A 24,214-nucleotide genomic window follows, 5' to 3' on the forward strand; every position below is an offset into this window, starting at 1 on the left:
GCATCGCCTTGCTGGTCGATCATCCCGAACGCCTGCTCGCCTGGCTGACGCTGGCCCTGCTGCTGGACGCAGTGCTGGGCGACCCGCCCTGGCTGTGGCGGCGCCTGCCGCATCCGGTGGTGCTGATCGGCCGGGCGATCACCCGGCTGGAGCGACTCCTGCTGGACGAGGCGGCCCCGCCGGCCAGGAAGCGGCGCCTGGGTGCCCTGCTGGTCGCCCTGATGGTGGCGGGCGCGTTCGGGCTGGGGCTGGCGGTTCACCTGATCGCCGCCGGGATCCCGCATGGCTGGCTGGTCGAGGCGCTGCTGGGCGGGGTGATGCTGGCGCAGCGCTCGCTGCACGACCATGTGCTGGCGGTGGCGCGGGGGATGGACCAGGGCATCGAGGCGGCTTGCCGGGCCGTGTCGATGATCGTGGGCCGCGATCCCGAGCGCCTGGACAGCCCGGCGGTCGGCAGGGCGGCGATCGAATCGGCGGCGGAGAACTTCAGCGACGGGGTGATCGCACCCCTGGTCTGGGCGCTGCTGCTGGGGCTGCCGGGGCTGCTGGCCTACAAGGCCATCAACACCATGGACAGCATGATCGGCCACAAGAGCCCGCGCTACCTCGAGTTCGGCCGCGCGGCGGCAAGGCTCGACGACCGGGTGAACCTGCCGGCGTCGCGGCTGTCGGCCGTCCTGGTGATGCTGGGCGCGCTGCTGTTGCCCGGTGCCGCGCCCGGGGCGGCGTGGCGGACGGTCCGCCGCGACGCCCGGCTGCACCGCTCGCCGAACGCGGGATGGCCGGAGGCGGCGTTCGCCGGCGCGCTGGGCATCCGGCTGTGCGGCCCGCGCAGCTATGGCGGGGTGCCGTCGGTGGCGCACTGGATCGGCAGCGGCCGGGCGGAGGTGACGGCCGGGGACGTCCGGCGAAGCCTGGTGCTGCTCTGGCTGGCATGGGCGGTCGCGGCGGGCGCGGTCGGGGCCGGCTGGTGGGTGCTCGCCGCCGGATCATGACCTCCTGGCGCTTGCCCGGCTGCACCCGGCGCCGGGCCGACGGTCCCGCCTGAGCCGGATTGAAGACCAAATGGCGCCAGAGGCGTGATGGCGCCGCCTTGCGGAGCCAGCTTGCTCGCTGGATGAACCGCCGCCCCCCAATGACCTGGAACGGGTTCAGCCCGCCACCGGGTGCCGGTGGGCGGCTTCGGCGATCACCGGGGGCAGGCGGCAGCCGGGCGGGTGGCGCCGGCTCAGCCAGAACCTTTCCAGCTCGATGGCCGGCATCGGCCGGGCATGGTGGAAGCCCTGGATCCGGTCGCAGCCGATCCGCTCCAGCGCCGCCAGCTGGCCGGCATCCTCCACGCCTTCCGCGACCACCTCGATCCCCAGCCGGTGGGCCAGCGCCACCACCGACCCGGCGATCAGCCGGCCGGGCGTCTCGCCCGGACAGCCGCCGAGGAAGCAGCGGTCCAGCTTGAGCTCGTCCACGGCAAAGCCGGCCAGGTAGGCCAGGGACGAATGGCCGGCGCCGAAATCGTCGATCGAGATGCGCACGCCGGCCGATTTCAGCCGCTCGATGGTCCGCGCGGTCGCCTCGACGTCGCGCACCAGCAGGCCCTCGGTGATCTCGAGCGTCAGGCTGGCCGGGTCCAGCCGGGCCTGCTCCAGCACCAGGCAGACCTCGTCGTAGATCTCGGGGTAGGTGAACTGGATCGGCGACACGTTGACCGAGACGTCTACCGTCCCGAGGGGCCCCGCCGCCCAGCGCGCCGCCTGGCGGCAGGCAGCGAGCAGCGCCAGCCGGCCGATCGGCAGGATCAGGCCGTTGTTCTCGGCGATCGGGACGAACTCGGCCGGCGAGACCGGCCCGAAGGCCGGATGGTTCCAGCGCAGCAGGGCTTCGGCCCGGGGCCGCCGCTCGCCGCGCAGGGCAAGCTGCGGCTGGTAGACCAAGTGCAGCTCGCGCTGGGCCACCGCGTGCCGCAGGGCCTGGCCCAGCGCATGGGCGCGCCGGCGCCGCTCGGCGGTGCCCGGGCGGTAGGGAAGATAGCGCCGGCGGCAGCCGGGATCGTCGTCGTCCAGCGCGATGCGGGCATACGCCAGAAGGTCGGCCGCGCGCGGGACCGGCGTACCGTCCTCGCCGCCGCCGCAGGCGGCGCCGATCCGCACCCGGCAGACAAGCTCCTGGCCGTCATGGCGGACCGCCCGCTCCAGCCGGGCGGCCAGGGCCTCGGCGCGCCAGGCCAGCTGGCTGGGCCCCGGTGCGGGGTGGAGCAGGAGCAGGAACTTGTCGCCGCTCAACCGGGCCAGCCGGTCCGGCGCCTGCGCGGCGTCGCGCAGCTGTTCGGCAGCGGCCGCCAGCACCGCGTCGCCGGCGCCCCGGCCCCAGACCTCGTTGATCGAGCGCAGGTCGCTGAGCTCGACGCAGAGCACTGCCACGGCGGCGTCTCCGGCAACGCCCTCCAGCAGCGTGGCCAGCACGCGCTCGGCGTCGTCGCGCCCGGGCAGGCCGGACGGCAGCGGCAGGGGCGTTCGAGAAGGAGGAGGGAGGGTCGGCACCAGCGCATGTCCGGTCGGCTTCACTGCCTCCCGTTCTACGCCAGGCTTGCTTAACGGCCCGTTAACGCTGGCGGCGCTGCCGCCTGCAGCAACCGGTCCAGGTCCAGGCAGCTCTCCAGATGGGCGGCCAGGACGTCCAGGGCCGCCTCGACCCGGCGGCCCGCGTCCAGGGTCGACCGGACCTCGGGGTTAAGGCTGCGCAGGTAGCGGCCGCGCCAGGCGTCATTCGCGAGCAGGCCGTGCAGGTAGCAGCCTGCTACCCGGCCGTCCGCCGACACCGCACCGTCCGGGCGCCCCTCGATCCGCAGCATCGGCCGCGCCGTGGCAGGTCCTTCGCTGCGGCCCAGATGGATCTCGTAGCCGCGCAGCTCCGTGCCATCCGTCCAGTCGCTGGCCCGGACCTCGCGCACGGTCTTGTCGCGCTCGAAGGTGGTGGCGAGGTCGAGCAGGCCCAGGCCTGCCACGGTGGCGGGCGGGCCTTCCAGGCCCAGCGGGTCGGCGATGGTGCGGCCCAGCATCTGGTAGCCGCCGCATAAGCCTAAGACCCGGCCGCCGCGGCGGACATGGGCCAGGATGTCGATGTCCCAGCCCTGAACGCGCAGGAAGGCCAGGTCGGCGATGGTGGACTTGGAGCCCGGCAGGAGCACCAGGTCGGCTTCGGCCGGGATCGGGCGGCCCGGCTCGACGATAAGCAGCCGCACCGCCGGCTCCTGGGCCAGCGGATCCAGGTCGTCCAGGTTGGAAAGGCGCGGCAGGCGGGGCACCGCCACCAGGATCGGGGCATCGGGACGGGCGCGGGCGATCTCCGAGAGGCCCAGCATGTCCTCCTTCGGCAGGTCGCCGGCGGCCTCGCACCAGGTCACCGTGCCGAAGCTGGCAAGCCCGGTACGTTCCGCGAGGATCGGCAGGGCGCTCTCGAACAGGCCGGGATCGCCGCGGAACTTGTTGACCAGGTAGCCCCGGACCAGGGCGCGCTCGGCTGTCTCCAGCAGTTCCCAGGTGCCGACCAGCTGGGCGATCACCCCGCCGCGCTCGATGTCGCCCACCAGCACCACCGGCACGCCGGCCGCCTGGGCGAAGCCCATGTTGGCGATGTCGCCGGCGCGCAGGTTGACCTCGGCCGGGCTGCCCGCACCCTCGACCAGGACGAGATCGGCCTCGTCCGCCAGGAGCCGGAAGCTGTCCAGGACCCTGGGCAGCAGCAGGGCTTTCATCCGGTAGTAGTCGCGGGCGGCGGCGGTGGCCTCCACCCGGCCCTGGACCACGACCTGGCTGCCGCTGTCGGTCTGCGGCTTGAGCAGCACCGGGTTCATGTGCACCGACGGGGCCACGCGGCAGGCCCTGGCCTGCAGCGCCTGGGCCCGGCCGATCTCGCCGCCATCCGCGGCCGGGGCCGCGTTGTTGCTCATGTTCTGCGGCTTGAACGGCCGCACCTTGAGGCCGCGCCCGGCAAAGGCGCGGCACAGGCCGGCCACCATCAGGGACTTGCCCGCGTTGGAGCAGGTCCCCTGGATCATCAGCGCCCTGGCCGGCATGGGCGGGCTCAGAACTCGATGCCAGCCTGCGCCTTGATGCCGGCCCGAAACGGGTGCTTGACCAGCTGCATCTCGGTGACCAGGTCGGCCGCCTCGATCAGTTCCGGCTTGGCGTTGCGGCCGGTGATCACGACGTGCAGGTCCGGACGCTTGTTCCGGAGCGTCTCCAGCACCTCGTCCATCGGCAGGTAGTCGTAGCGGAGTGCTATGTTCAGTTCGTCCATGACGACCATCCGCACCTCCGGATCGGCCATCATCTCCTTGGCGGCGTCGAACGCGGCCCGGGCCAGCGCGATGTCCTTCTGGCGGTCCTGGGTCTCCCAGGTGAAGCCCTCGCCATGGGCCACGAAGCGCAGCTGGTCGGCGAACTTCTCGAAGATCACCCGCTCGCCGATCTCGCGGGCACCTTTGACGAACTGGACGATCCCGACCTTGTAGCCGTGGCCCAGGCAGCGCAGCACCATGCCCCAGGCCGCCGTCGACTTGCCCTTGCCGGTGCCGGTGTGGACGACCACCAGGCCCTTCTCCTCGGTCTTGGAGGCGTAGAGGGCGTCCTTCGCGGTCTTGATCTTGGCCTTCTTGGCGGCGTGGTCCTGGTCGATGGTCGCCTCGCTCATGCGCCGGTTCCCTTGATGCCGTAGGGGGCCGCCCAGCCGAGGCCGTCCTCGGTGCGCCCGCGAGGACGGTACTCGCATCCGACCCAGCCGGCATAGCCGACCCGGTCGAGGGCCGCGAACAGATGCGGGAAGTTCAGCTCGCCATCATATGGCTCGTGGCGGTCGGGGACGCTGGCGACCTGGACGTGGCCGACCTGGGCGACCTGGCCCTCCAGGCGGCGGGTCAGGTCGCCCTCCATGATCTGGCAGTGGTAGAAGTCCATCTGCACCTTGGCGTTGATGGCGCCCGAGCGCTCGATGATCCGGCGCGCCTGGCCCTGGTAGGAGAGGAAGTAGCCCGGCATGTCGCGCTGGTTGATCGGCTCGATCACCACCGTGATCCGCTGGCCGGCGCAGGCCTTGGCGACCGCGGCGAGGTTGGCGGCAAACGTCGCCTCCAGCTTCTCGTCCGGGACGTCCGCCGGCTTGATCCCGGCCATCAGATGCACGGTCTTGCAGTCCAGCGCCTCGGCGTAGAGCAGCGCCTTCTCCACGCCGGCCATCAGCTCCTTCTCGCGCCCGGGCAAACAGGCCGTGCCGCGCTCGCCCTCCGCCCAGTTGCCGGGCGGCATGTTGAACAGCGCCTGGGTCAATCCTGCGCCCTTGAGGGCCGACGCGACCTCGTCGACCGGGAACTCGTAGGGGAACAGGAACTCCACGCCCTTGAAGCCGCAGGCGGCAGCGGCGGCGAAACGGTCCAGGAAGGCATGCTCGTTGAACATCATGCTCAAATTGGCGGCAAAACGCGGCATCTGATGTGCCTCCCGGACGCTGTTCATCTTCGGCGTGAGCTAGCCTTAGGCGCTGGTCGCGCCAAGATAAACGGTCATGAGACGACGCGCCTTCCTGGCAGCACTGGCCGCCGGCCCGGCGGCGGCGAGCGACGCGCTGGAAACGGTGCAGGAGCTCCACCGCGACCAGCTGGCCGGGCTCGGCGACTGGTCGGAGCGGCCGGGGCTGGGTGTGGCCTGGCGGCCAAGCGACGTGCCGCCGGGCTGGCGGCCGTTCTCGGTTGGCCGCTGGATCTGGACGATCGAGGGCGGCTGGTACTGGCAGGGCGACCTGTTGTTTTCCCGGATCGCCGAGCATCGCGGCCGCTGGCGGCGCCTGGAGGGTGCCTGGTGGTGGCTGCCGGGCAGCCGGTTCGAGCCGGCGCCGGTGGCCTGGGGGCAGGCGGAAGAGGAGCGGATCGCCTGGGCGCCGCTGCCGACCGGCGGGCGGAGCGTGGAAGGCTGGTCGGTGCTGCCGGTGGCGGCCCTGGCCGACCCGGCCCCCCCGATCCGGCCGGCCCCGGCCGACCTTTCCATCTCGCGCACGGCGCCGCCGGACCCGCGATGGGTGGAGGCCGCCAGCGGCCGGCCGGTGGTCTCGGCGAGTCTCGCTGATCTGGCCGATCCGGCCGACGTGCGGGCCTGGTTCGCCACCGACACCCGCTCGCTGCGCGGCATCGCCGACCCGGCCCCGCTGCTGTCCGGCCCGGCCCCGGCCATGCCTTCGACCAGCGGGCCGGTCGGCGCCGACGACGCGGCCGAGGCGTTCGCGCGCCAGCACCGCCAGGACCTGCGCCAGAGCGAGCGTCTGCGCGAACGGGACCGTCAGCGCGAGCGCGACCTGGTGCGCTAGGCGGTCAGGGCTGCTCGCGCAAAAACGCCTCGACCTCGGCCAGGGTGGGGGCGCCCGGCCCGCCGCCCTTGCGGGTGCATTTCACCGCGGCGGCGGCAGCGCCCAGCCGCAGCGCCGGCTCGATGGCGCTGCCCCGGGCCAGGGCGTAGGCGAAGCCGCCATGGAAGACGTCGCCGGCACCCAGCGTGTCGACCACCTCGACCCGGAACGCCGGCATCCGCCGCAGGACGCCGTCCTCCAGCCAGGCCATGCCGTTCTCGCCGAGCGTCACCCCGACCCAGCCGCCATGGCGCTCGGAAACCGCGCGCAGGCCGGCCTCGGGATCGTCCAGCCCGGTCAGGCTGCGCAGGCCCTGGCGGCTGAACGCGACGTGGCTGGCCAGATCCAGGATCTCGCGGCTGCCGGTCTTCGGGTTGACGTCGAAGTCGACCACGCCCGGGATGCCGCGCTCCTTGGCGGCGCGCAAAGCCGGGATCGCCGCCACCGGGTAGATCGTGTCGGCCAGCACCGCACTGAAACGTTCCATGTCGGGGATGCGGCTCGGTGGCGCCTCGTGCAGGCGCGGGTCGGTGTAGTTGACGATCTGGCGCTCGCCGCCCGGATCGACCGCCACCGCCGAGAAGGACGAGATCCCGCCCGGCAGGACGTCGACGCTCTCCACGTCCAGGCCCGCGGCGCGGAACCCGTCCAGGATCGTGCCGCCGACCCGGTCGTCGCCCACCCGTGAGAGCAGCGCCGCCTGGCCGCCCAGCCGGATCGCCGCCAGCCCGCCGATGGCGGCGGGCCCGCCGATCGCCTCGCTCAGGCCGTGGCCCAGCATCTTCTCGCCGCCGCTCGGCAGCTCGTCGACCTGGAAGATCACGTCGAGCACCAGCACGCCGACGCACAGGATCGCGGTCATCAGGAAAGCCTCACCAGGTGGTTCGATGGATCGCGTAGAGCGGGCTGGTCTCGTAGCGCTCGGCCAGTTCGCGCACGCGCACCGCCAGCCGGTCGGCCGGCAGATCCTCGGGGAAATGGTCGGCATGGATGCCCTGCATCACGAAGCAGGAATCCATGCCCATGCCGACCGCGCCGGCGATGTCATGCTCCAGGCTGTCGCCGACGCACAGGATCCGGGCAGGGTCGACCCCGGCCAGCACCTCCAGGCAGGCCTCGTAGATCGGCCGGTTCGGCTTGCCGAAATAATAGACCCGGCCGCCCAGCTCCTCGTAATGCGCGGCGATCGTGCCGGGCGCGATCAAGAGGCCGTCGGCGCTCACCGCGATCCGGTCCGGGTTGGAGCAGATCATCGGCAGGCCCAACTCCTGGGCGGAAGCGAGCAGCGGCGCGTAGTCGTCCAGGGTCTTGGGCGGGCTGTCGACGCCGGCGAGATACACGAAGTCGGCCTGGGCCGGATCGCTGGTGAGGGTGAGCCCCAGATCCTCGACGACCTCGAAATCGTTGTCGCGGGTGATCAGCACCGCCCGGTGGCCGAGATCGTGCAGGCGCGGGTCCTTGCGGCCGCGCAGGCCCAGCCAGGCCGCCTCGCCGGAGGTGATCAGCCCGTCATAGCTGTCCGGGGGGAACCCCATCTCGTCCAGCCGCTCGCGGTTCATCCGCGCCCGCCGGCCGCTGTTGGTCAGAAGGCAGATCTTCTTGCCGCCCTCGCGCATGGTCCGCAGGGCGTCGACGACGCCCGGATAGGGAGCCTTGCCGTTGTGCAGCACGCCCCACTGGTCCAGAATGAAGGCATCGTATTGCTCGGCGATGCTGCCGAGCCCCTCCAGGATTCGGGGCTCGCTCATGGGTCTGGGCTCCAGGAAAAGCAGTAAGGGACGACAGGTGACAGGCGGTTACGACGGGTTCGGACTGGGCGGCAAGCGCGTTCTGGTGACGGGCGGCTCGATCGGCATCGGGGCCGCGGCGGCGAAGGCGTTCGCCGAGGCGGGTGCCAAGGTCGCGATCCACTACAACAAGAACAAGGAAAAGGCGGAAGCGCTGGCGTCCGAGATCGGCGGCGCGCCGGTGTTCGGCGGCGACTTTTCCAAGACCGAGGGCGTGACCTCGGTGATCGAGGCGGCCATCCAGAAGCTGGGCGGCCTGGACGTGCTGGTCAACAATGCCGGCCACATGGTCGGCCGCTTCGCGCTCAACGAGAGCGACGACGAGGCCTATGACCGGATCATGGACCTCAACGCCCGCTCGGTGATGACCGCCACCCGCGTGGCGATGCCGGCCCTGCTGCAGAGCAAGGGCAACATCGTCAACACCAGCTCGATCGCGGCCCGCAACGGCGGGGCCGCCGGTGCCGCGCTCTATGCCAGCGCCAAGGGCTTCGTGTCGTCCTACACCAAGTCGATCGCCACCGAGTTCGCCACCCAGGGCATCCGGGTCAACGCGGTTTCGCCGGGCGTGATCGCCACCTATTTCCACGACATCTACTCGACGCCGGAGCGGCTGGAGCAGACCCGCCAGCGCATCCCGATGCAGCGCCTGGGCGTCAGCGAGGACTGCGCCGGCGCCTTCCTGTTCCTGGCCTCGAACAAGCTCGCGGCCTACGTCACCGGCCAGGTGATCGAGGTCAACGGCGGCCAGCTGATGCCGTGACCGATTCGCGGCTGACGCCCGACCAGGCCGAGCTCGTGAAGGTGGCGCGCGCCACCTTCGTCGAGGAACTGCTGCCGCTCTTGCCGGCGGACAAGCGCCTGACCGGGCTGATGGTCGCGAACGCGCTCGCGATCGCCCTGCGGATGATCGAGCATCCGCAGGGCGACGAGGGCGGTGTTCCGGAACTTTGCGCGGAAATTCGCGCCGGTGGGCATGACGAGGATGACGCAGGCAGGTTGCGTGCCCATCTGATCAAAAGGACCCTGGCCCGGCTGGCGCTGAGCAACCCGAAGCAGCTGGCCCAAGCCGAGCTCGCCCTGACCGGGGACGGGCGGTCCTAGGAAGCACCAGGGAGAGTTCGAGGATGACGGACCTGCAGACGGTCGGCCTCGACGACAAATATCTGAAGCCGTCGGGGCGGGTGTTCCTCACCGGCGTCCAGGCGCTGGTGCGCCTGCCGCTGGAGCAGCGCCGGCGCGACCAGGCGAGCGGGCTGAACACCGCCGGCTACATCTCCGGCTATCGCGGCTCGCCGCTCGGCCAGTACGACCAGCAGCTCACCCGAGCGAAGAAGCTGCTCGACGAGCACCATGTCGTCTTCCAGCCGGGCGTGAACGAGGACCTGGCCGCCACCGCCTGCTCCGGCACCCAGCAGATCGGCCTGGACGGCGAGCACAAGTATGATGGCGTGTTCGCCATCTGGTACGCCAAGGGCCCTGGCGTCGACCGTTCCGGCGATGCGCTGCGCCACGCAAACCTGTTCGGCACCGCCGCCCATGGCGGGTTCCTGTGCCTGCTGGGCGACGACCATACCTGCGAGAGCTCGACCACGGCGCACCAGTCCGAGCCGGCGATGATCGACCAGATGATCCCGGTGCTGAACCCGGCCAGCGTGCAGGAGATCCTGGACTACGGCCTGCTCGGGATCGCGATGTCGCGCTATTCCGGCGCGCTGGTGGCGCTGAAATGCGTGCACGACACGGTGGAGAGCACGGCCTCGGCCGAGATCGACCCGCAGCGCCTGCCGATCGTCGTGCCGGATGACTTCCCGCTGCCGGAAGGCGGGCTCAACATCCGCTGGCCGGACGCGCCGCTCGCCATGGAGGAGCGGCTGCACCGCTTCAAGCTGGAAGCAGCGAAAGCGTTCGCGCGCGCCAACCGTATCGACCGGCTGGTGATGGGCGGCGAGGATGCCTGGCTGGGCGTCGCCGCCACCGGCAAGGCCTGGCTGGACACGCTGCAGGCCCTGGACGACCTGGGCATCGACGAGGCGCGGGCCAAGGCGCTGGGCCTGCGGGTCTACAAGGTCGGCATGAGCTGGCCTTTGGAGCCGCGCGGCATGGAGGCGGCGGCGCACGGCCTGTCGCGGCTGATCGTGGTCGAGGAGAAGCGGCCGCTGGTGGAGGAGCAGGTCCGCTCGCTCCTGTACGGCCAGCCGAACGCCCCGCAGATCGAGGGCAAGCACGACCGGATGGGCGGCAGCCTGTTCCCGTCCTGGGGGGCGATCAACTCCAACCAGGTGGCGCTGGCGATCGGCCGCGCGCTCCTGGAGCGGAGCGACGATCCCGAGCTGGCGGCCAGGGTCGCCGAGGTCGAGGCGCGGGTCCGGGTGGTCACCGAGAACCCGGCCATGCTGCGGCTGCCCTATTTCTGCCCGGGCTGCCCGCACAACACCTCGACCCGGGTGCCGGAGGGCAGCAAGGCCCGGGCCGGCATCGGCTGCCACTACATGGCGCAGTGGATGGACCGGGACACCGCCCGCTTCACCCAGATGGGCGGCGAGGGCGCCTCCTGGCTGGGCGAGGCGCCGTTCTCGACCCGGCCGCACATCTTCCAGAACATCGGCGACGGCACCTTCTACCATTCCGGCTCGCTGGCGATCCGGGCGGCGATGGCGGCCAAGGCCAACATCACCTTCAAGATCCTCTACAACGACGCGGTCGCGATGACCGGCGGCCAGAAGATGGAGACCGCCAACCTCGACGTGGCCGAGGTGACCCGCCTCTTGCACGCCGAGGGGGTGACCGAGATCCACGTCGTCACCGACGAGCCGGACAAGTACCCGCAGGGCTACGACATGGCCCGCGGCGTGACCGTCCACCACCGCGACGAACTGGACGCGCTGCAGCGCCGGATGCGCGAGATCCCCGGCGTCACCGCGATCATCTACGACCAGACCTGTGCTGCCGAGAAGCGCCGCCGGCGCAAGCGCGGCGAGTTCCCCGACCCGGACAAGCGGGTGGTGATCAACGAGCTGGTCTGCGAAGGCTGCGGCGACTGCGGCGTCCAGTCGAACTGCGTGGCGGTGCAGCCGGTCGAGACCGAGTTCGGCCGCAAGCGCCATATCGACCAGTCCGCCTGCAACAAGGATTTCTCCTGCCTGAAGGGCTTCTGCCCGTCCTTCGTCACCGTCGAGGGCGCGGTCCTGAACAAGGGCGAGCGGGCGGCGGCCAAGCCCGCCGAGATCGACCTGCCGGAGCCGGCGCTGCCGGCGATCGAGGGCAGCTACGGGATCGTGGTGACCGGGATCGGCGGCACGGGCGTGGTGACCATCGCGGCCCTGCTCGGCATGGCGGCGCATCTGGAGAACAAGGGCGTCGCCGCGATCGACATGATCGGGCTGGCGCAGAAGGGCGGGGCGGTCCTTTCCCACCTCAAGATCGCGAACCGGCCGGACGAGATCGGCTCGCCCCGGATCGCGGCCGGCGGCGCCAGGCTGCTGCTGGGCTGCGACCAGGTGGTGGCGGCGAGCAAGCCGGCGCTGGCGACGATGCGGGAAGGTGTGAGCCGGGCGGTGGTGAACCTGGAGCAGACGTTCACCGGCGACTTCACCCGCAACGCCGACTTCTCCTTCCCGGGCGAGCGGCTGCGCCGCTCCATCATCAAGGCGACCGGCGAGGGCCATGCAACCTTCGTCGACGCCAGCAGGATCGCCACCGCCCTGATGGGCGACAGCATCGCCACCAACCTGTTCATGGTCGGCTTCGCCTGGCAGCAGGGCCTTCTGCCGCTCGGCCTGGACGCCCTGATGCGCGCCATCGAGCTGAACGGCGTCGCGGTGCCGATGAACCAGGCGGCGTTCACGCTCGGCCGCCGCGCCGCCCACGACCTGGACGGCGTGCTGGCGGAGATGGCGCCGGCGCCGAATGCGCCGGTGGCGCGCAGCCTGGACGAAGTGATCGAGCGCCGCATGGCGTTCCTCACCGACTACCAGGACCGCGCCTATGCCGAGCGCTACCAGCGCCTGGTGAAGCGGGTGCGCATGGTGGAGCACACCAAGCTCGGCACCAGCCAGCTGGGCGAGGCCGTCGCGCAGAATTTCTTCAAACTGATGGCGTACAAGGACGAGTACGAGGTCGCCAGGCTGTGGACGCACCCGTCCTTCGAGGCGCAGCTCGGCCGCGAGTTCAAGCAGGCGGGCCGGCTGACCTTCCACCTGGCGCCGCCGATCATGGCCAAGCGCGACGAGGCGGGACATCTGAAGAAGACCACGTTCGGGCCGTGGATGATGCAGGCCTTCCGGGTGCTCAAGCACTTCAAGCGGCTTCGCGGCACCAGCCTGGATCCGTTCGGCAAGACGCCCGAGCGGCAGACCGAGCGCGCCCTGATCGACCAGTACGAGCGGCTGGTCGAGGAACTCCTGGCCGGGCTGACCGAGCAGAACCACGGCCTGGCGGTGGAACTGGCCAGGATCCCGGAGAAGATCCGCGGCTACGGCCACGTCAAGGAGCGCCACCTGACGGAAGCGAAGCGGCGCGAGGCGGACCTTTTGGAGCGGTTCCGGGCCAAGCCCGAGCAGCCGGTGCTGGTGGCGGCGGAGTAGGCGGCATGGCGAGGCGGCCGGCGGCCGCCTCCTCGTAACGCTTGGCGTGCGGCGGCACTGCCGCTGCGCGCATCCCCCAGGGTCTCGTCCCCGCTTATCCGGGATCGCGAACCGGTTTGGGCACGCGACCCTGCCGGCGCCCAGCCTGCACGGGGCGCTCCATCCGGCCGCCGGCCCTTCTGGCGGACACCGACGTCAGCAGCTTGCGGAAGCTCGGGCACTGCAGGTGCGACGGGGCCGGGCAGTCGGCGACATGACGGATCGCGTCCCGCAGCACCCGAAGGCTGGCAATCTGGCGGCCCAGTTCTTCGGCCTTCGCATGGAGGTTCGCGCGGGGAATGTTCAGCGCCTCGTCTTCCCCGAACATTCCCGCGATCTCGGCGAGCGAGAAGCCCCCGGCCTTCCCAAGCTCGATCAGCGCGAGCTTCAGGAGCACGCCCGGATCGAACTGCCGCCGCAGCCCGTGCCGCCCCAGCGGCCGGATCAGGCCGACCTCTTCATAGTAGCGGAGTGTCGAGGCAGGCACGCCAGAGCGCCTGGCTACCTCGCCGATATCCATCATGGTCATGCTTGACCTCAAGTTGGCTTGAACTTGTAGCGTGGAACGCTGCGATGATCGAGCCAAGGAGACAGAGGCATGGGCGAGACGGAAACCGCAGGGCGGCGGGCACTCTGGTGCGACGGCCGGGCCGTGGCGCTGCTGATGGCGGCCTCGCTGACCGTCATGGCGAACGCCACGATCAGCCCGGCACTTCCCGCCCTGGAACGTCTCTTCGACGGCGACCCGAACGCCGCGATCCTGACCCGCCTGCTCGTGCCGGCGCCCTCATTGATGGTCGCGCTCGTCGCCCCCTTCGCCGGCCTTCTGGCGGACCGGCTCGGCAGGAGACGCCTGCTCCTTGGCGGCGTGCTCCTCTTCGTCATCTCCGGCTCGGCCGGGCTCCTCCTGCCCGGTCTGCCGACCATCTTCGCAAGCCGCCTTGTGCTCGGGATTGCGGTGGCCCTCGTGATGACCGCGCAGACAGCCTTGATCGGCGACTATTTCGGGGGGCAGCAGCGCAGCGCCTTCGCCGGGCTGCAGATCTCGGCGCGCAATTTCGGCGGGTTCCTGTTCATCTCGCTGGCTGGCTGGATGGCGCTCTTCTCGCCCCGCGCGCCGTTCGCGATCTACGCACTGCCGCTAGCCTTCGTCCCGCTCATGTGGCGGTTCATCGTCGAGCCAACCTCGCCAGCGAACTTACGTGACGCCGCGGTCGTGGCAGGGGGCAAGGCACATCGCGGATGGCTTCCGGCCTTCATGGCGCTGCTGCTTCTCCAGTCCGTCACGAACATGCTGTTCTTTCTGATGCCGACGCAGCTGCCCTTCCTGTTCGACGCTCGGGGCATCAACAGCGCTGTCATGACCGGAACGGCCCTGGGTGTGCTGACCCTGGCCGGCGGTTGCCTTGCCCTTCTCTATGCCCGCATCGAAGGTTGGATCGGCCATGGTGGCGTCTTCGCCGTCGGCTACGGCGCCATGGCCCTTGGTTTCCTCCTGCTGGTCCTCTCGGAAGCCGTGCCCGTCTCGCTCGTCGGTACGGCGATGATCGGCAGCGGCTACGCCCTGGTCTCCCCGGAGTTTGTTCCGCTGGCGCTCGGGATGGCGCCCGGATCGCGCCGAGGGCTGGCGGGCGGGCTGCTGACGGCCTCGATCTTCATCGGGCAGTTCGTGTCGCCGCTGATCAGCACGCCCTGGATCGGAAGCGTCGGATATGAAGGCGTGTTCCTGGGCGCCGCTGGTCTGCTCGCCGCCATGGCGACGGTCGCAGCGGGGATTCGATGGGCGCGGCAGGCACCATCGCTTTCGGCGCGATAGGCGGATGGAACTTGGGCGGGCCTGGAGCGCGCCCTGGCGGCGGCTGAAGGCAGTCAGCCCGCTCGGAAGGCGCGCATGTGGAAGCCGGCATGGGGCCGGGTGTAGGCGTGGTTGCGGCCGACCGGGCAGGCGCGCCTGGCCAGGCAGCCGCCCATCATGCAGTCCTGGCCGCTAAGCGTGCTTAAGTGCGCGCGGCAGGCGGTGACGTCGTAGCGGCCGGGCTGGAAGGCATCGACCGGGCAGGCGGACAGGCAGGGCCGGGCGGCGCAGGTCAGGCACGGGCTTTGGCCCGGCTCGACCGGGGCGATCTCCAGTTGTTCTTCGACCAGCAGTGCGCCGCGCAGCGCCGTCCACAGCCCGAAGGTCTCGTGGACCAGCAGGCCCAGCGGCGAGATCGAGAAGCGCCGGTCGGCGCGGATCGCCCAGCGCTGGAAGGGGTGGAAGGGCGGGCCGTCGAACGGGAACAGGGCCTGGACACCTAGGTCCTCGGCAATCTGGCCCAGCACCCGGCGGGTCCAGCTGTCCAGGGGCTGCGGGCCGCGCATCTCCGGGCTGGCCTGGAGGTGCGGGTAGAGGGCGCTGCCGATGTTGCCGACCATCAGCACCGTCCCGGGCGCGCCCGGCACCTGGTCCCCGGCCTCCGGATGGAAGCCGCCCAGGAGAGCCAGGCCATCGCCTTCCAGGCGGCTGGCGACCGTCTCGATCATGCCGGCTCCGGCGCCAGGAGGTGGCTGGCCCGGGCACGCAGGTCGGGGACCACCTGGTCGGCGAACCAGGGGTTGGCCTGGAACCAGCCGATGTTGCGCGGGCTCGGATGGGGCAGGGGGAAGAACGGCGGCGGCGCCTCCCGCCAGTCCCGCACCGTGCGGGTGAGGCCGCTGCGCGCCTGCAGGTAGCGGCGCTGGGCATAGGCGCCGACCAGCAGGACCAGGCGCAGGCCGGGCATCAGGCGCAGCAGCCGGTCGTGCCAGGCCGGGGCGCATTCCCTTTGCGGCGGCAGGTCGCCGGAGCGGCCCTTGCCGGGATAGCAGAAGCCCATCGGCATCACCGCGATGGCGGGATCGGCGTAGAAGCGGGTGCGGTCGACACCCAGCCAGGCGCGCAGCCGGTCGCCCGACGGGTCGTCCCAGGGCAGGCCGGAGGCATGCACCCGGCTGCCGGGTGCCTGGCCCACGATCAGGATCCGCGCCGATGCCTTCGGGGTGAGCACCGGGCGCGGCGGATGCGGCAGCCGGGTCTCGCAGCGCCGGCAGGTGCGGATCTCGGCCAGAAGGCTGTCGAGATCCGTGGCCGGCCGCGGCCTGACGGGCGTCAGCGGGTCAGATGCTTGTGGATGCGGTCGCATGCTTCCTCGATGGCCTCGACCGATGCCGCGTAGGAGAAGCGCAGATAGCCCTCGCCATGGATGCCGAAGCTGGTGCCGGAGATCACCGCGACGCCGGCCTCGTTCAGGAACTCGTCCTGCAGGTCGCGCGACGCCTTGCCGGTGCCGGTGGTGTTGGGGAAGGCGTAGAAGGCGCCGCCCGGGTTCACGCAGGAGAAGCCGGGCAGGGCGTTCAGCCGGTCGACGATGACCCCGCGGCGCTTGGCGAACGCGGCCATCATCACGTCGACCGAATCCTGCGGGCCTTCCAGCGCGGCGATGCCGGCATACTGGGCCGAGGCGTTGACGCAGGAATGGACGTTGATGGCAAAGCGGGTGGAAAGATCGATCAGCGATTTCGGCCAGACGCCCCAGCCCATCCGCCAGCCGGTCATCGCGTAGGTCTTCGACCAGCCGTCCAGGAGGATCAGGCGGTCCTGGATCTCCGGATAGGCGGTGAGCGAGGCGTGCGGCACGCCGTCATACACCATCCGGGCATAGATCTCGTCGGACATGATCGCGACCTCGGGATGGGCGCGCAGCCCTTCCACCAGCCGGTCGAGCTCTTCCTTGGGCACCACGCCGCCGGTCGGGTTGGCGGGGCTGTTGACGATGATCAGCCGGGTGGCGGGCGTGATCCGCGAGAGCACGTCCTCGGCGGAGAAGGAAAAGCCCTTTTCCTCGAGCAGCGGGATCGGCACCGCCTTGGCCCCGGTGAACTCGATCGCCGAGCGGTAGATCGGGAAGCCCGGGTCCGGGTACATGATCTCGGCCCCGGCCTCGCCGAACATCTGGATGGCGAAGAACATGGTGACCTTGCCGCCCGGCACCACCAGGACCTGGTCCGGGTCGACCTCGACGCCGCGGCGGCGGTGCATGTCGGCGGCCACCGCCTCGCGCAGCTTCAGGATGCCGTTGGCCGGGGTGTAGCCGTGATGGCCGTCTTTAAGCGCCTGGATGGCGGCTTCCACGATGTGCGGCGGGGTCGGGAAGTCGGGCTGGCCGATGCCGAGATTGATCACCGACTTGCCCTGGGCCTGCAGGCGGACCGCCCGGGCCAGCACCTCGAAGGCGCTCTCGGTGCCCAGCCTGTTCATGCACGCCGCGATCCGCATCTTGTCCCTCCCTGGAAAAGGCGGCGGATCATGGCGAGGCCGGGCGGTCGGGGCAAGCAGCAGTCGAACGTGCGCAGCGCACAAAAAAAACCGGGTGGGACCGCGAACGGTTGGTTCCCACCCGGATGATACAGAGCCCTCAGCGCCTTCTGTGTGCCATGCTGCCGGTCTCACGAATGTGAGAAAACTCACAGAGCTGTTCGAATTAACGGATTTTTCAGACGGGCTCCAGACGAAGTCCCAGCAATTATCCACACCGATTTCTACCGGGTAAAGGGAACCGCACGGCTCCTGATCCATCGCCGCTTGGCATCCCGCCCCAGCGCCGCTAGGTTCCGAACTAGTCGCACAGGGGAGAGTTTCGATGGGTTCCTTCAGCGCATGGCACTGGATCGTGGTTCTGGTGATCGTGCTGATCGTGTTCGGCGCCGGCCGACTGCCGAAGGTGATGGGTGACCTCGCTTCGGGCATCAAGACGTTCAAGAAGGGCATGGCCGACGACCCGGCAGTGACCAAGGACGAGAGCGTGACCCCGCCGGCCCACGAGAACACCGCCGACAAACGGCCGGTCTGATCCGCCGACGTGCGACGTTTTGGCGACCGCCACGGGCGGTCGCCGGCTATCCGCGAATTCCTGATGAGCGACCGCCCGGACCCCGTCCGGCGCGGTCGTTCTCTGTGATGGTCAGGTCTTCTCGCTTTCCAGGACCGCCCAGGTCCCGGTCGCCTGCGCCAGCAGCTTGCCGTCCTTCTCCGACACGATCCGCCCCTCGGCGACCACCAGGCGGCGGCCGCGGTTGACCACGGTGCCGGTGGCGATCACCGGGCCGTTCGCCGGGAAGATCGGGCGGATGAAGCGGGTGGACAGTTCCACCGTGGCGGTGCCCTGGCCGGCATCCAGCGTGGTCACCACCGCGCAGCCCAGCGCCGTGTCCAGCACCGTGGCGGCCCAGCCGCCATGCACGGTGCCGTGCAGGTTGAGGAAGCCCTCGTTCGGCACGGCGCGGATCACCGCCTTGCCGGCCTCGGCCCCGACCACCCGGCAGTCCATGGTGGTCGCCATGGTCGAGGTCATCCCGCCGTCGATCATGCCCTGGATCACCTCCAGGCCGCTCCGCTTGGAGCCGCCGGCGGCGACCCCATCGGTGAGCGTGATCGGCTTGCGCTCGGTCACGGCATGAAGGCCTGCAGGCCGGTCTGGGCGCGGCCCAGGATCAGCGCATGGATGTCGTGGGTGCCCTCGTAGGTGTTGACGGCCTCCAGGTTCATCACGTGGCGGATGACGTGGTACTCGTCGGAGATGCCGTTGCCGCCGTGCATGTCGCGGGCCACGCGGGCGATATCGAGCGCCTTGCCGCAATTGTTGCGCTTGATCAGCGAGATGGTCTCCGGGGCGGCCTTGCCCTGGTCCATCAGCCGGCCGGTGCGCAGGGAGCCGGCCAGGCCCAGCGTGATCTCGGTCATCATGTCGGCCAGCTTCTTCTGGATCAGCTGGTTGGCCGCCAGCGGCCGGCCGAACTGCTTGCGGTCCAGCGTGTATTCCCGGGCCTGGTGCCAGCAGAACTCGGCCGCCCCCATGGTGCCCCAGGAAATGCCGTAGCGGGCGCGGTTCAGGCAGCCGAACGGCCCTTTGAGGCCCTTCACGCCCTCCAGCAGGTTCGCATCCGGCACGAACGCCTCGTCCAGCATGATCATGCCGGTGGCGGACGCGCGCAGCGAGAACTTGCCCTCGATCTTGGGCGTCTCGAAGCCCTTGGTGCCGCGCTCGACCACGAAGCCGCGGATCTCGCCCTGGTCGTCCTTGGCCCAGACCACCGCCAGGTCGGCGATTGGCGAGTTGGTGATCCAGTTCTTGGAACCGGACAGCGACCAGCCGCCATCGACCTTCTTCGCCCGGGTGCGCATCCCGCCCGGGTCGGAGCCGAAATCGGGCTCGGTCAGGCCGAAGCAGCCGACCAATTCGCCCTTGGCCAGGCCCGGCAGCCAGCGCTTGCGCTGCTCCTCGTTCCCGTAGGCGTGGATCGGGTACATCACGAGCGAGGACTGCACGCTCATCGCCGAGCGGTAGCCGCTGTCGACCCGCTCGACCTCGCGGGCGACCAGGCCATAGGCGACATAGGAGGCACCCGCCCCGCCATACTCTTCCGGGGTGGTCGAGCCGAGCAGGCCAAGCTCGCCCATCTCGGTCATGATCTCGCGGTGGAACACCTCGTGCCGGTTCGCTTCCAGCACGCGCGGCATCAGGGCGTTCTGGCAATAGTCCCGGGCGGCGTCGCGGATCATCCGCTCCTCGTCGGTCAGTTCCTCCTCCAGGAGGAACGGATCCTGCCAATCAAACCGCCCGAGCCGCGCCGACGTCTCGCCGCTGGCGGCCATCGCCAAAGCCATCGTGATCTCCTTTGCTGCCGCGCTGTCTAGCGCAGTCGGCGTATCGTGGACACTGCGCGCGGATGCGCGTCAGAGCCCGGCATCTTCCTTCATCGTCTCGAGCTCCAGCCAGCGCTCTTCCATGGCGGCGAGCGCCCGGCGCTTGGCTTCCACGGTCGCGTTGACCGAGGCGAAGCCGTCCGGATCCCGCAGATAGAAGTCGGGTGCCGCCAGCTTCATTTCCAGGGCGGCGATCTCGCCCGCGGCGGTCTCCATCTTGGCGGGCAGCCGCTCCAGCTCGCGCAGCAGGCGGCTTTCCAGGGAGCGCCTGGGCCGCTCGCCCTTGGGCTTGTCCGGCTCGGGCTTCGCCTTGACCGGCTCCGGCGGCGGGGCGCGCTGCACCAGCCAGTCCGAGTATCCCCCGGCATACTCGCCGACCTTGCCGCCCGGCTCGAACACGATCGTGCTGGTGGCGACCCGGTCCAGGAAGTCGCGGTCGTGGCTGACCACCATGACGGTGCCCTCGTAGCCGTCCAGCGTCTCCTGGAGCAGGTCGAGCGTGTCCATGTCCAGGTCGTTGGTCGGCTCGTCCAGCACCAGCAGGTTGGAGGGCACCGCCAGGATCTTGGCGAGCAGCAGGCGGTTGCGCTCGCCGCCCGACAGGACCCGGATGGGGGTGCGGGCCTGCTCCTCCTCGAACAGGAAGGCGCGCAGATAGCCCACCACGTGCTGCCAGCGGCCCAGCACGTTGACCTGGTCGCCACCCTCGGGACAGAGCGTGGTCCAGGGCGTGGCGTCGGGATCGAGCGCAGCGCGGGTCTGGTCGAAGCGGGCGATGGTCAGGTTGGTGCCGAGCTTCACCGTGCCGGAATCCGGCTCCAGCTCGCCGGTCAGCATCTTCAAGAGCGTGGTCTTGCCGACCCCGTTCGGCCCGATCAGGCCGATCCGGTCGCCCTTGAGGATCCGGGTCGACAGGTCCTCGACGATCACCCGGTCGCCGAAGCGCTTGGCGATGTGCTTGGCCTCGATCACCAGGGTACCGGAGGACTGGCCGGCATCCATGCGCAGGTCGACGCTGCCGGTGCGGCCCACCCAGGTGCGCTTCTGCATCCGCAGGTCCTGCAGGCGGCGCAGCCGGCCCATGTTGCGCTTGCGCCTGGCGGTCACGCCGCGGTGCAGCCAGTGCTCCTCGCTCTCGATCCGCTTCTGCAGCCGGTAGAGGTTGGCCTCCTCCTCGGCCAGCACCTGCTCCGACCAGTTCTCGAAGTCGCTGAAGCCCTTGTCGTGGACGCGGATCCTGGCGCGGTCCAGCCACCAGGTCACCGCGGAGATGTTGGAGAGCAGGCGCCGGTCATGGCTGATGATCACCAAGGCGCCCGGGAACGCCGCCAGCTCCTGCTCCAGCCATTCGATCGAGGCGATGTCCAGATGGTTGGTCGGCTCGTCCAGGAGCAGGACCTCGGGCTCGACCACCAGGGCCGCCGCCAGCGAGATCTTGCGCGCCTCGCCGCCCGAAAGCGGCGAGGTCGGCTGCTCCGGGTCGATCCCGACCCTGGCCAGCACGGTCTCGGCCATCACCCGGCGCATGGCCGGCTCGACGCTTTCCGGCAGTGCTGCCGCCACGAACTCCCCAGCGGTGGCGTGGCCGGAGAAATCAGGCTCCTGGGGCAGGTAGGAGACCACGGTGCGCGGCTGCAGGAAGCGCTCGCCGGAATCCAGCTCGACCATCCCGGCCAGCACCTTCATGAGCGTGCTCTTGCCGGTGCCGTTGCGGCCGATCAGGCAGACCCGCTCGCCCTTGGCCAGCGACACGTCGAGCTGGTCGAACAGGCGCTTGCGGCCGAGGCCGAGGGAGGCGGAACGCAGGACCAGGAGAGGTGGGTTCATGCTGGGACGGATCTTTGCAAACGGCGAGGGTTCGGATGCGGCAAGGGAGGCAGAGGCAACCGCGCCGTGCTAAGTGAGACCGCATCGATAGACAAGGACAGCGGACACGGCATGGCGATCGATCTGACGGACCTGTTCGGCGGCTACGGGGTCCGCGATGCCCAGGTTTTCAGCGACGCCGACCAGGCGGTCGCCCGGATCGAGGCGATCTACCAGGCGGGGGCGGCCCGGCTGCGCGAGACCCTGAAGGGCTTCGCCCAAGGGGTGGAGCCCGGCCCGATCGACGCCTGCTACCCGTTCGTCGGGATCGTGGTGGAGGCGCGCCACCTGGCCCTGGACGGGCGGATCGCCTACGGCGTCCTGCACGAGCCGGGCGTCTACGGCACCACGCTGACCCGGCCCGACATCTTCCGCGACTATTACCGCAACCAGATCGCGATCCTGATGGCCAACCACCAGCAGCCGGTGGTGGTGGGCGTCAGCGACCGCTCGATCCCTCTGCCGTTCGCGGTCGAGGAGATCCCGGAGGGGCTGGACGAGACCGCCAGGCGCCGGCTGCAGCATTTGTTCCCGATGCCGGACCTGTCACGCACCGACGACGCCATCGCCAACGGCACCGCGGCCAGGGCGCCCGGCCGACCAGGCGCGCTCGCCTTGTTCACCGCCGAGCGGGTCGACTACAGCCTGGCGCGGGTCTCCCACTATACCGGCACCTCGCCCGGCTGGGTGCAGCGCTTCATCCTGCTCACCAACTACCAGCGCTATGTCGAGCATTTCGTCACCTGGGGACGCCGGCAGGTGCTGGAGGGCGACGAGTACGACTTCCTGGTCGAGCCCGGCAACGTCACCACCCCGAACGCGCGGATGACCGACGCCCAGCCGTCCGGCACCGCGCCGGCGCATCTGCCGCAGATGCCGGCCTACCACCTGACCCGCCCGGACGGGCGCGGCATCACCCTGGTCAATATCGGGGTGGGACCCAGCAACGCGCGCACCATCACCGACCACCTGGCGGTGCTGCGCCCGCATTGCTGGCTGATGCTGGGCCATTGCGCCGGATTGCGCCGCTCGCAGCAGCTGGGCGACTACGTGCTGGCGCACGGCTATGTCCGCGACGACCATGTGCTGGACGACGAGGTGCCGCCGTTCGTGCCGATCCCGCCGATCGCCGAGGTGCAGGTGGCATTGCAGCAGGCGGTGGCCAATGTCACCGGCCTGTCCGGCCTGGACCAGAAGACCCGGATGCGCACCGGCACGGTGGCCAGCACCGACAACCGCAACTGGGAACTGCGCTACGACGAGTTCTTCGAGCGGCTGTCCCAGTCGCGCACCATCGCGGTGGACATGGAGAGCGCCACCATCGCCACCAACGGCTTCCGCTTCCGGGTCCCCTACGGCACGCTGCTCTGCGTCTCGGACAAGCCGCTCCACGGCGAGATCAAGCTGCGCGGCTCGGCGGACCTGTTCTACCGGCAGCGGGTCGAGCAGCACCTGCTGGTGGGGCTGGAGGCGATCCGCCTGCTGCGCGAGCAGGGGCCGGACCGGCTGCACTCAAGAAAGCTCCGGAGCTTCGACGAGCCGGCGTTCCGCTAGGAAGGCCTGGCCACGGCAGCCGGAGGCGAGGGCGGAACGGGGGCTGCGCCGCCACGGCGGATGGCCTGCCAGGCTTGTGCGGTCAGGCAATGGCGCAGGACCGCCGCCTCGCCGTGCGGCTCCACCCGCTCGACCGGAAAGCCCAGCTTGCGCAGCAGCCCGGTGGAGGCATGGTTGCCGGCGGTGACGAAGGCCAGGAGGCGGGGCAGGCGGGCAGCACCCAGCACATGGTCGAGCACGGCCGCCAGCGCCTCGCCGGCGTAGCCCTTGCCCCAGGCGTCCGGATCCAGGGCCACCCGCGCGGCGAACTCGCCGTAGTCCGCGCGCCAGTCCATGACGCCGCACTCGCCGAGCCTGCACCCCTGCTCGCGGTCGCGGATCACCCACATGCCGACGCCGTTGGCGGAAAACGCGGCCTGGTAGGCCTGGAGCAGCGCTGCGGCCTCGGCCGCGCTCTGCGGGCCACCGCGCATGTGCGCCATCACCCGCACGTCTCCGTGCAGGCTCTGGAACCAGGCCAGGTCGCCCGCCGCGAACGGCTGCAGGCGCAGCCGCGGGCTGTGCAGCACGTGGGCGTCCGCCGGTTCAGTGGGACAGCTCAGCACGTCGGTGATTCTCCAGCTACGGCTCCGCCTGGAGCAGCGGCCGACCTTGCGCCGTCCTAGAGCGCCTTGATCCAGTAGGCCATCGGCTTGCGGGTTTCTTCCCCGTCGCCCACGTCCTTCCAGGAGAACCAGCAGTTCAGCCCCTCGATCCGGGCAAAGCCGCGTTTGTGCCAGAAGCGGTCGAGCGGCTGGTAGTTCCGGCGGGCGGGGTGGTCGTCGGGGCGGACCACCGCGCAGAACACGGCGTGGGTGTAGCGGCCGGATTCGCGGGCGGCGGCCTCGCGCTCCTGGAAGAAGCGCACGCCGATGCCCCGGCCGCGATAGGGCTTCTCCAGGACCGATTCGCCGAAATAGAAGATCCGGTCGACATCGTAGCCGGCATCGGCCAAAGGCTGGCGGACCGATTCCGGCTCGCCCTTCAGCGGCAGGGCGGTGGCGGCCCCCACCAGCCGGCCGTCGACGCTGCAGCCGATCACCACCGCGTCCGGGTTCTCGGCGTAAGAGCGCATGTAGCGCTCCTCGTAGTCCTGCGAGCCCTCGTAGAGATAGGGGAACTCGCGGAACACCTCGATGCGCAGCCGGGCCAGGTCCGGGAGGACCTCCAGCATCCGCGCGCCGGTCAGCCGCTCGATGGCCGGCTGGCTCATGGCCTGGTCCTCGGGCATG

General features: G+C 70.4%; 23 protein-coding genes. 8 read left to right on the plus strand and 15 right to left on the minus strand.

What is annotated here, in order from left to right; all coding sequences use genetic code 11:
* Positions 1-8 precede the first annotated feature (8 nt).
* Positions 9-995 carry an adenosylcobinamide-phosphate synthase CbiB gene (cbiB, locus tag GEMRO_RS31340; protein ID WP_240476743.1) on the plus strand — a complete coding sequence of 329 codons (987 nt, stop codon included), beginning with the start codon at positions 9-11 and terminating at the stop codon, positions 993-995.
* A 156-nt stretch (positions 996-1,151) separates the two neighbouring features.
* Here cbiB and GEMRO_RS31345 read toward each other — a convergent pair whose 3' ends face one another.
* Genes GEMRO_RS31345 through otnI form a run of 4 tightly spaced genes read right to left on the minus strand, consistent with a single transcriptional unit; the run spans position 1,152 to position 5,480 of the window.
* A complete protein-coding gene (locus tag GEMRO_RS31345) occupies positions 1,152-2,561 on the minus strand; it encodes a putative bifunctional diguanylate cyclase/phosphodiesterase (RefSeq protein ID WP_051329383.1) in 1,410 nt (469 codons plus the stop codon).
* Between the two features lie 26 nt (positions 2,562-2,587).
* A complete protein-coding gene (locus tag GEMRO_RS0122895) occupies positions 2,588-4,072 on the minus strand; it encodes a cobyric acid synthase (RefSeq protein WP_027135867.1) in 1,485 nt (494 codons plus the stop codon).
* An 8-nt stretch (positions 4,073-4,080) separates the two neighbouring features.
* On the minus strand, positions 4,081-4,689 hold the full coding sequence (gene cobO, locus GEMRO_RS0122900; RefSeq protein ID WP_027135868.1) for a cob(I)yrinic acid a,c-diamide adenosyltransferase: 609 nt from the start codon (positions 4,687-4,689) through the stop codon (positions 4,081-4,083).
* Positions 4,686-5,480 carry a 2-oxo-tetronate isomerase gene (gene otnI, locus GEMRO_RS0122905; protein WP_027135869.1) on the minus strand — a complete coding sequence of 265 codons (795 nt, stop codon included), beginning with the start codon at positions 5,478-5,480 and terminating at the stop codon, positions 4,686-4,688. Before otnI ends, cobO begins: the two co-directional genes overlap by 4 nt.
* A gap of 76 nt (positions 5,481-5,556) precedes the next feature.
* On the opposite strand from otnI, the gene GEMRO_RS0122910 reads away from it, so the two are divergent.
* The gene (locus GEMRO_RS0122910) at positions 5,557-6,351 is read left to right on the plus strand and encodes a DUF6600 domain-containing protein (protein ID WP_027135870.1); all 795 of its coding nucleotides are present in this window, start codon (positions 5,557-5,559) and stop codon (positions 6,349-6,351) included.
* A 4-nt stretch (positions 6,352-6,355) separates the two neighbouring features.
* On the opposite strand, the gene GEMRO_RS0122915 is transcribed toward GEMRO_RS0122910, so the two are convergent.
* On the minus strand, positions 6,356-7,252 hold the full coding sequence (locus GEMRO_RS0122915; protein ID WP_027135871.1) for a PfkB family carbohydrate kinase: 897 nt from the start codon (positions 7,250-7,252) through the stop codon (positions 6,356-6,358).
* A gap of 10 nt (positions 7,253-7,262) precedes the next feature.
* Complete coding sequence (locus GEMRO_RS31350; RefSeq protein ID WP_051329384.1) at positions 7,263-8,138, minus strand: TIGR01459 family HAD-type hydrolase; 876 nt, start codon at positions 8,136-8,138, stop codon at positions 7,263-7,265.
* A 37-nt stretch (positions 8,139-8,175) separates the two neighbouring features.
* Between GEMRO_RS31350 and GEMRO_RS0122925 the strand changes: the two genes are divergently transcribed.
* Genes GEMRO_RS0122925 through GEMRO_RS0122935 form a run of 3 tightly spaced genes read left to right on the plus strand, consistent with a single transcriptional unit; the run spans position 8,176 to position 12,763 of the window.
* Positions 8,176-8,940: an SDR family NAD(P)-dependent oxidoreductase gene (locus tag GEMRO_RS0122925; RefSeq protein WP_027135872.1), complete on the plus strand. Its 765-nt coding sequence runs from the start codon at positions 8,176-8,178 to the stop codon at positions 8,938-8,940.
* Positions 8,937-9,281 carry a DUF6285 domain-containing protein gene (locus GEMRO_RS31355; RefSeq protein ID WP_240476745.1) on the plus strand — a complete coding sequence of 115 codons (345 nt, stop codon included), beginning with the start codon at positions 8,937-8,939 and terminating at the stop codon, positions 9,279-9,281. The genes GEMRO_RS0122925 and GEMRO_RS31355 overlap by 4 nt, the downstream gene beginning before the upstream one ends.
* 23 nt (positions 9,282-9,304) lie before the next feature.
* Positions 9,305-12,763 carry an indolepyruvate ferredoxin oxidoreductase family protein gene (locus GEMRO_RS0122935; protein WP_027135873.1) on the plus strand — a complete coding sequence of 1,153 codons (3,459 nt, stop codon included), beginning with the start codon at positions 9,305-9,307 and terminating at the stop codon, positions 12,761-12,763.
* Between the two features lie 94 nt (positions 12,764-12,857).
* Here the strand turns inward: GEMRO_RS0122935 and GEMRO_RS0122940 are convergent, their stop codons facing one another.
* Positions 12,858-13,331, minus strand: a complete 474-nt coding sequence (locus tag GEMRO_RS0122940) for a helix-turn-helix domain-containing protein (RefSeq protein WP_027135874.1) — start codon at positions 13,329-13,331, stop codon at positions 12,858-12,860.
* A gap of 69 nt (positions 13,332-13,400) precedes the next feature.
* On the opposite strand from GEMRO_RS0122940, the gene GEMRO_RS0122945 reads away from it, so the two are divergent.
* A complete protein-coding gene (locus tag GEMRO_RS0122945) occupies positions 13,401-14,618 on the plus strand; it encodes an MFS transporter (RefSeq protein WP_027135875.1) in 1,218 nt (405 codons plus the stop codon).
* A 53-nt stretch (positions 14,619-14,671) separates the two neighbouring features.
* Here the strand turns inward: GEMRO_RS0122945 and GEMRO_RS0122950 are convergent, their stop codons facing one another.
* Genes GEMRO_RS0122950 through GEMRO_RS0122960 form a run of 3 tightly spaced genes read right to left on the minus strand, consistent with a single transcriptional unit; the run spans position 14,672 to position 17,096 of the window.
* Positions 14,672-15,325 carry a hypothetical protein gene (locus GEMRO_RS0122950; RefSeq protein ID WP_027135876.1) on the minus strand — a complete coding sequence of 218 codons (654 nt, stop codon included), beginning with the start codon at positions 15,323-15,325 and terminating at the stop codon, positions 14,672-14,674.
* A complete protein-coding gene (locus GEMRO_RS0122955; protein WP_084507429.1) occupies positions 15,322-15,963 on the minus strand; it encodes a uracil-DNA glycosylase family protein in 642 nt (213 codons plus the stop codon). Before GEMRO_RS0122955 ends, GEMRO_RS0122950 begins: the two co-directional genes overlap by 4 nt.
* Entirely contained in the window at positions 15,930-17,096 is a 1,167-nt protein-coding gene (locus GEMRO_RS0122960; RefSeq protein ID WP_027135878.1) for a pyridoxal phosphate-dependent aminotransferase, read from the minus strand. The genes GEMRO_RS0122955 and GEMRO_RS0122960 overlap by 34 nt, the downstream gene beginning before the upstream one ends.
* 364 nt (positions 17,097-17,460) lie before the next feature.
* Between GEMRO_RS0122960 and GEMRO_RS0122965 the strand changes: the two genes are divergently transcribed.
* Entirely contained in the window at positions 17,461-17,670 is a 210-nt protein-coding gene (locus GEMRO_RS0122965; RefSeq protein WP_027135879.1) for a twin-arginine translocase TatA/TatE family subunit, read from the plus strand.
* Positions 17,671-17,781: 111 nt separating this feature from the next.
* On the opposite strand, the gene GEMRO_RS31360 is transcribed toward GEMRO_RS0122965, so the two are convergent.
* The 3 genes from GEMRO_RS31360 to GEMRO_RS0122980 all read right to left on the minus strand — a co-directional run bounded on the left by GEMRO_RS31360 (position 17,782) and on the right by GEMRO_RS0122980 (position 21,350).
* Positions 17,782-18,270 (minus strand): PaaI family thioesterase, encoded by a 489-nt coding sequence (locus GEMRO_RS31360; RefSeq protein ID WP_035485854.1) that lies wholly within the window; start codon positions 18,268-18,270, stop codon positions 17,782-17,784.
* The gene (locus GEMRO_RS0122975) at positions 18,267-19,484 is read right to left on the minus strand and encodes an acyl-CoA dehydrogenase (RefSeq protein WP_169728438.1); all 1,218 of its coding nucleotides are present in this window, start codon (positions 19,482-19,484) and stop codon (positions 18,267-18,269) included. The genes GEMRO_RS31360 and GEMRO_RS0122975 overlap by 4 nt, the downstream gene beginning before the upstream one ends.
* A gap of 69 nt (positions 19,485-19,553) precedes the next feature.
* A complete protein-coding gene (locus GEMRO_RS0122980) occupies positions 19,554-21,350 on the minus strand; it encodes an ABC-F family ATP-binding cassette domain-containing protein (RefSeq protein ID WP_027135881.1) in 1,797 nt (598 codons plus the stop codon).
* A gap of 111 nt (positions 21,351-21,461) precedes the next feature.
* On the opposite strand from GEMRO_RS0122980, the gene GEMRO_RS0122985 reads away from it, so the two are divergent.
* Positions 21,462-22,943: an AMP nucleosidase gene (locus GEMRO_RS0122985; protein WP_051329385.1), complete on the plus strand. Its 1,482-nt coding sequence runs from the start codon at positions 21,462-21,464 to the stop codon at positions 22,941-22,943.
* Here GEMRO_RS0122985 and GEMRO_RS0122990 read toward each other — a convergent pair.
* Together GEMRO_RS0122990 and GEMRO_RS0122995 are read right to left on the minus strand one after the other, a co-directional pair.
* Complete coding sequence (locus GEMRO_RS0122990) at positions 22,940-23,548, minus strand: GNAT family N-acetyltransferase (RefSeq protein ID WP_169728439.1); 609 nt, start codon at positions 23,546-23,548, stop codon at positions 22,940-22,942. The two genes, GEMRO_RS0122985 and GEMRO_RS0122990, sit on opposite strands and share 4 nt — an antisense overlap.
* 56 nt (positions 23,549-23,604) lie before the next feature.
* Positions 23,605-24,195, minus strand: coding sequence for a GNAT family N-acetyltransferase (locus GEMRO_RS0122995; RefSeq protein WP_027135884.1), 591 nt, complete (start codon positions 24,193-24,195; stop codon positions 23,605-23,607).
* Positions 24,196-24,214: the final 19 nt, after the last annotated feature.

The sequence above is a fragment of the Geminicoccus roseus DSM 18922 genome (genome assembly GCF_000427665.1).
Classification (GTDB): domain Bacteria; phylum Pseudomonadota; class Alphaproteobacteria; order Geminicoccales; family Geminicoccaceae; genus Geminicoccus; species Geminicoccus roseus.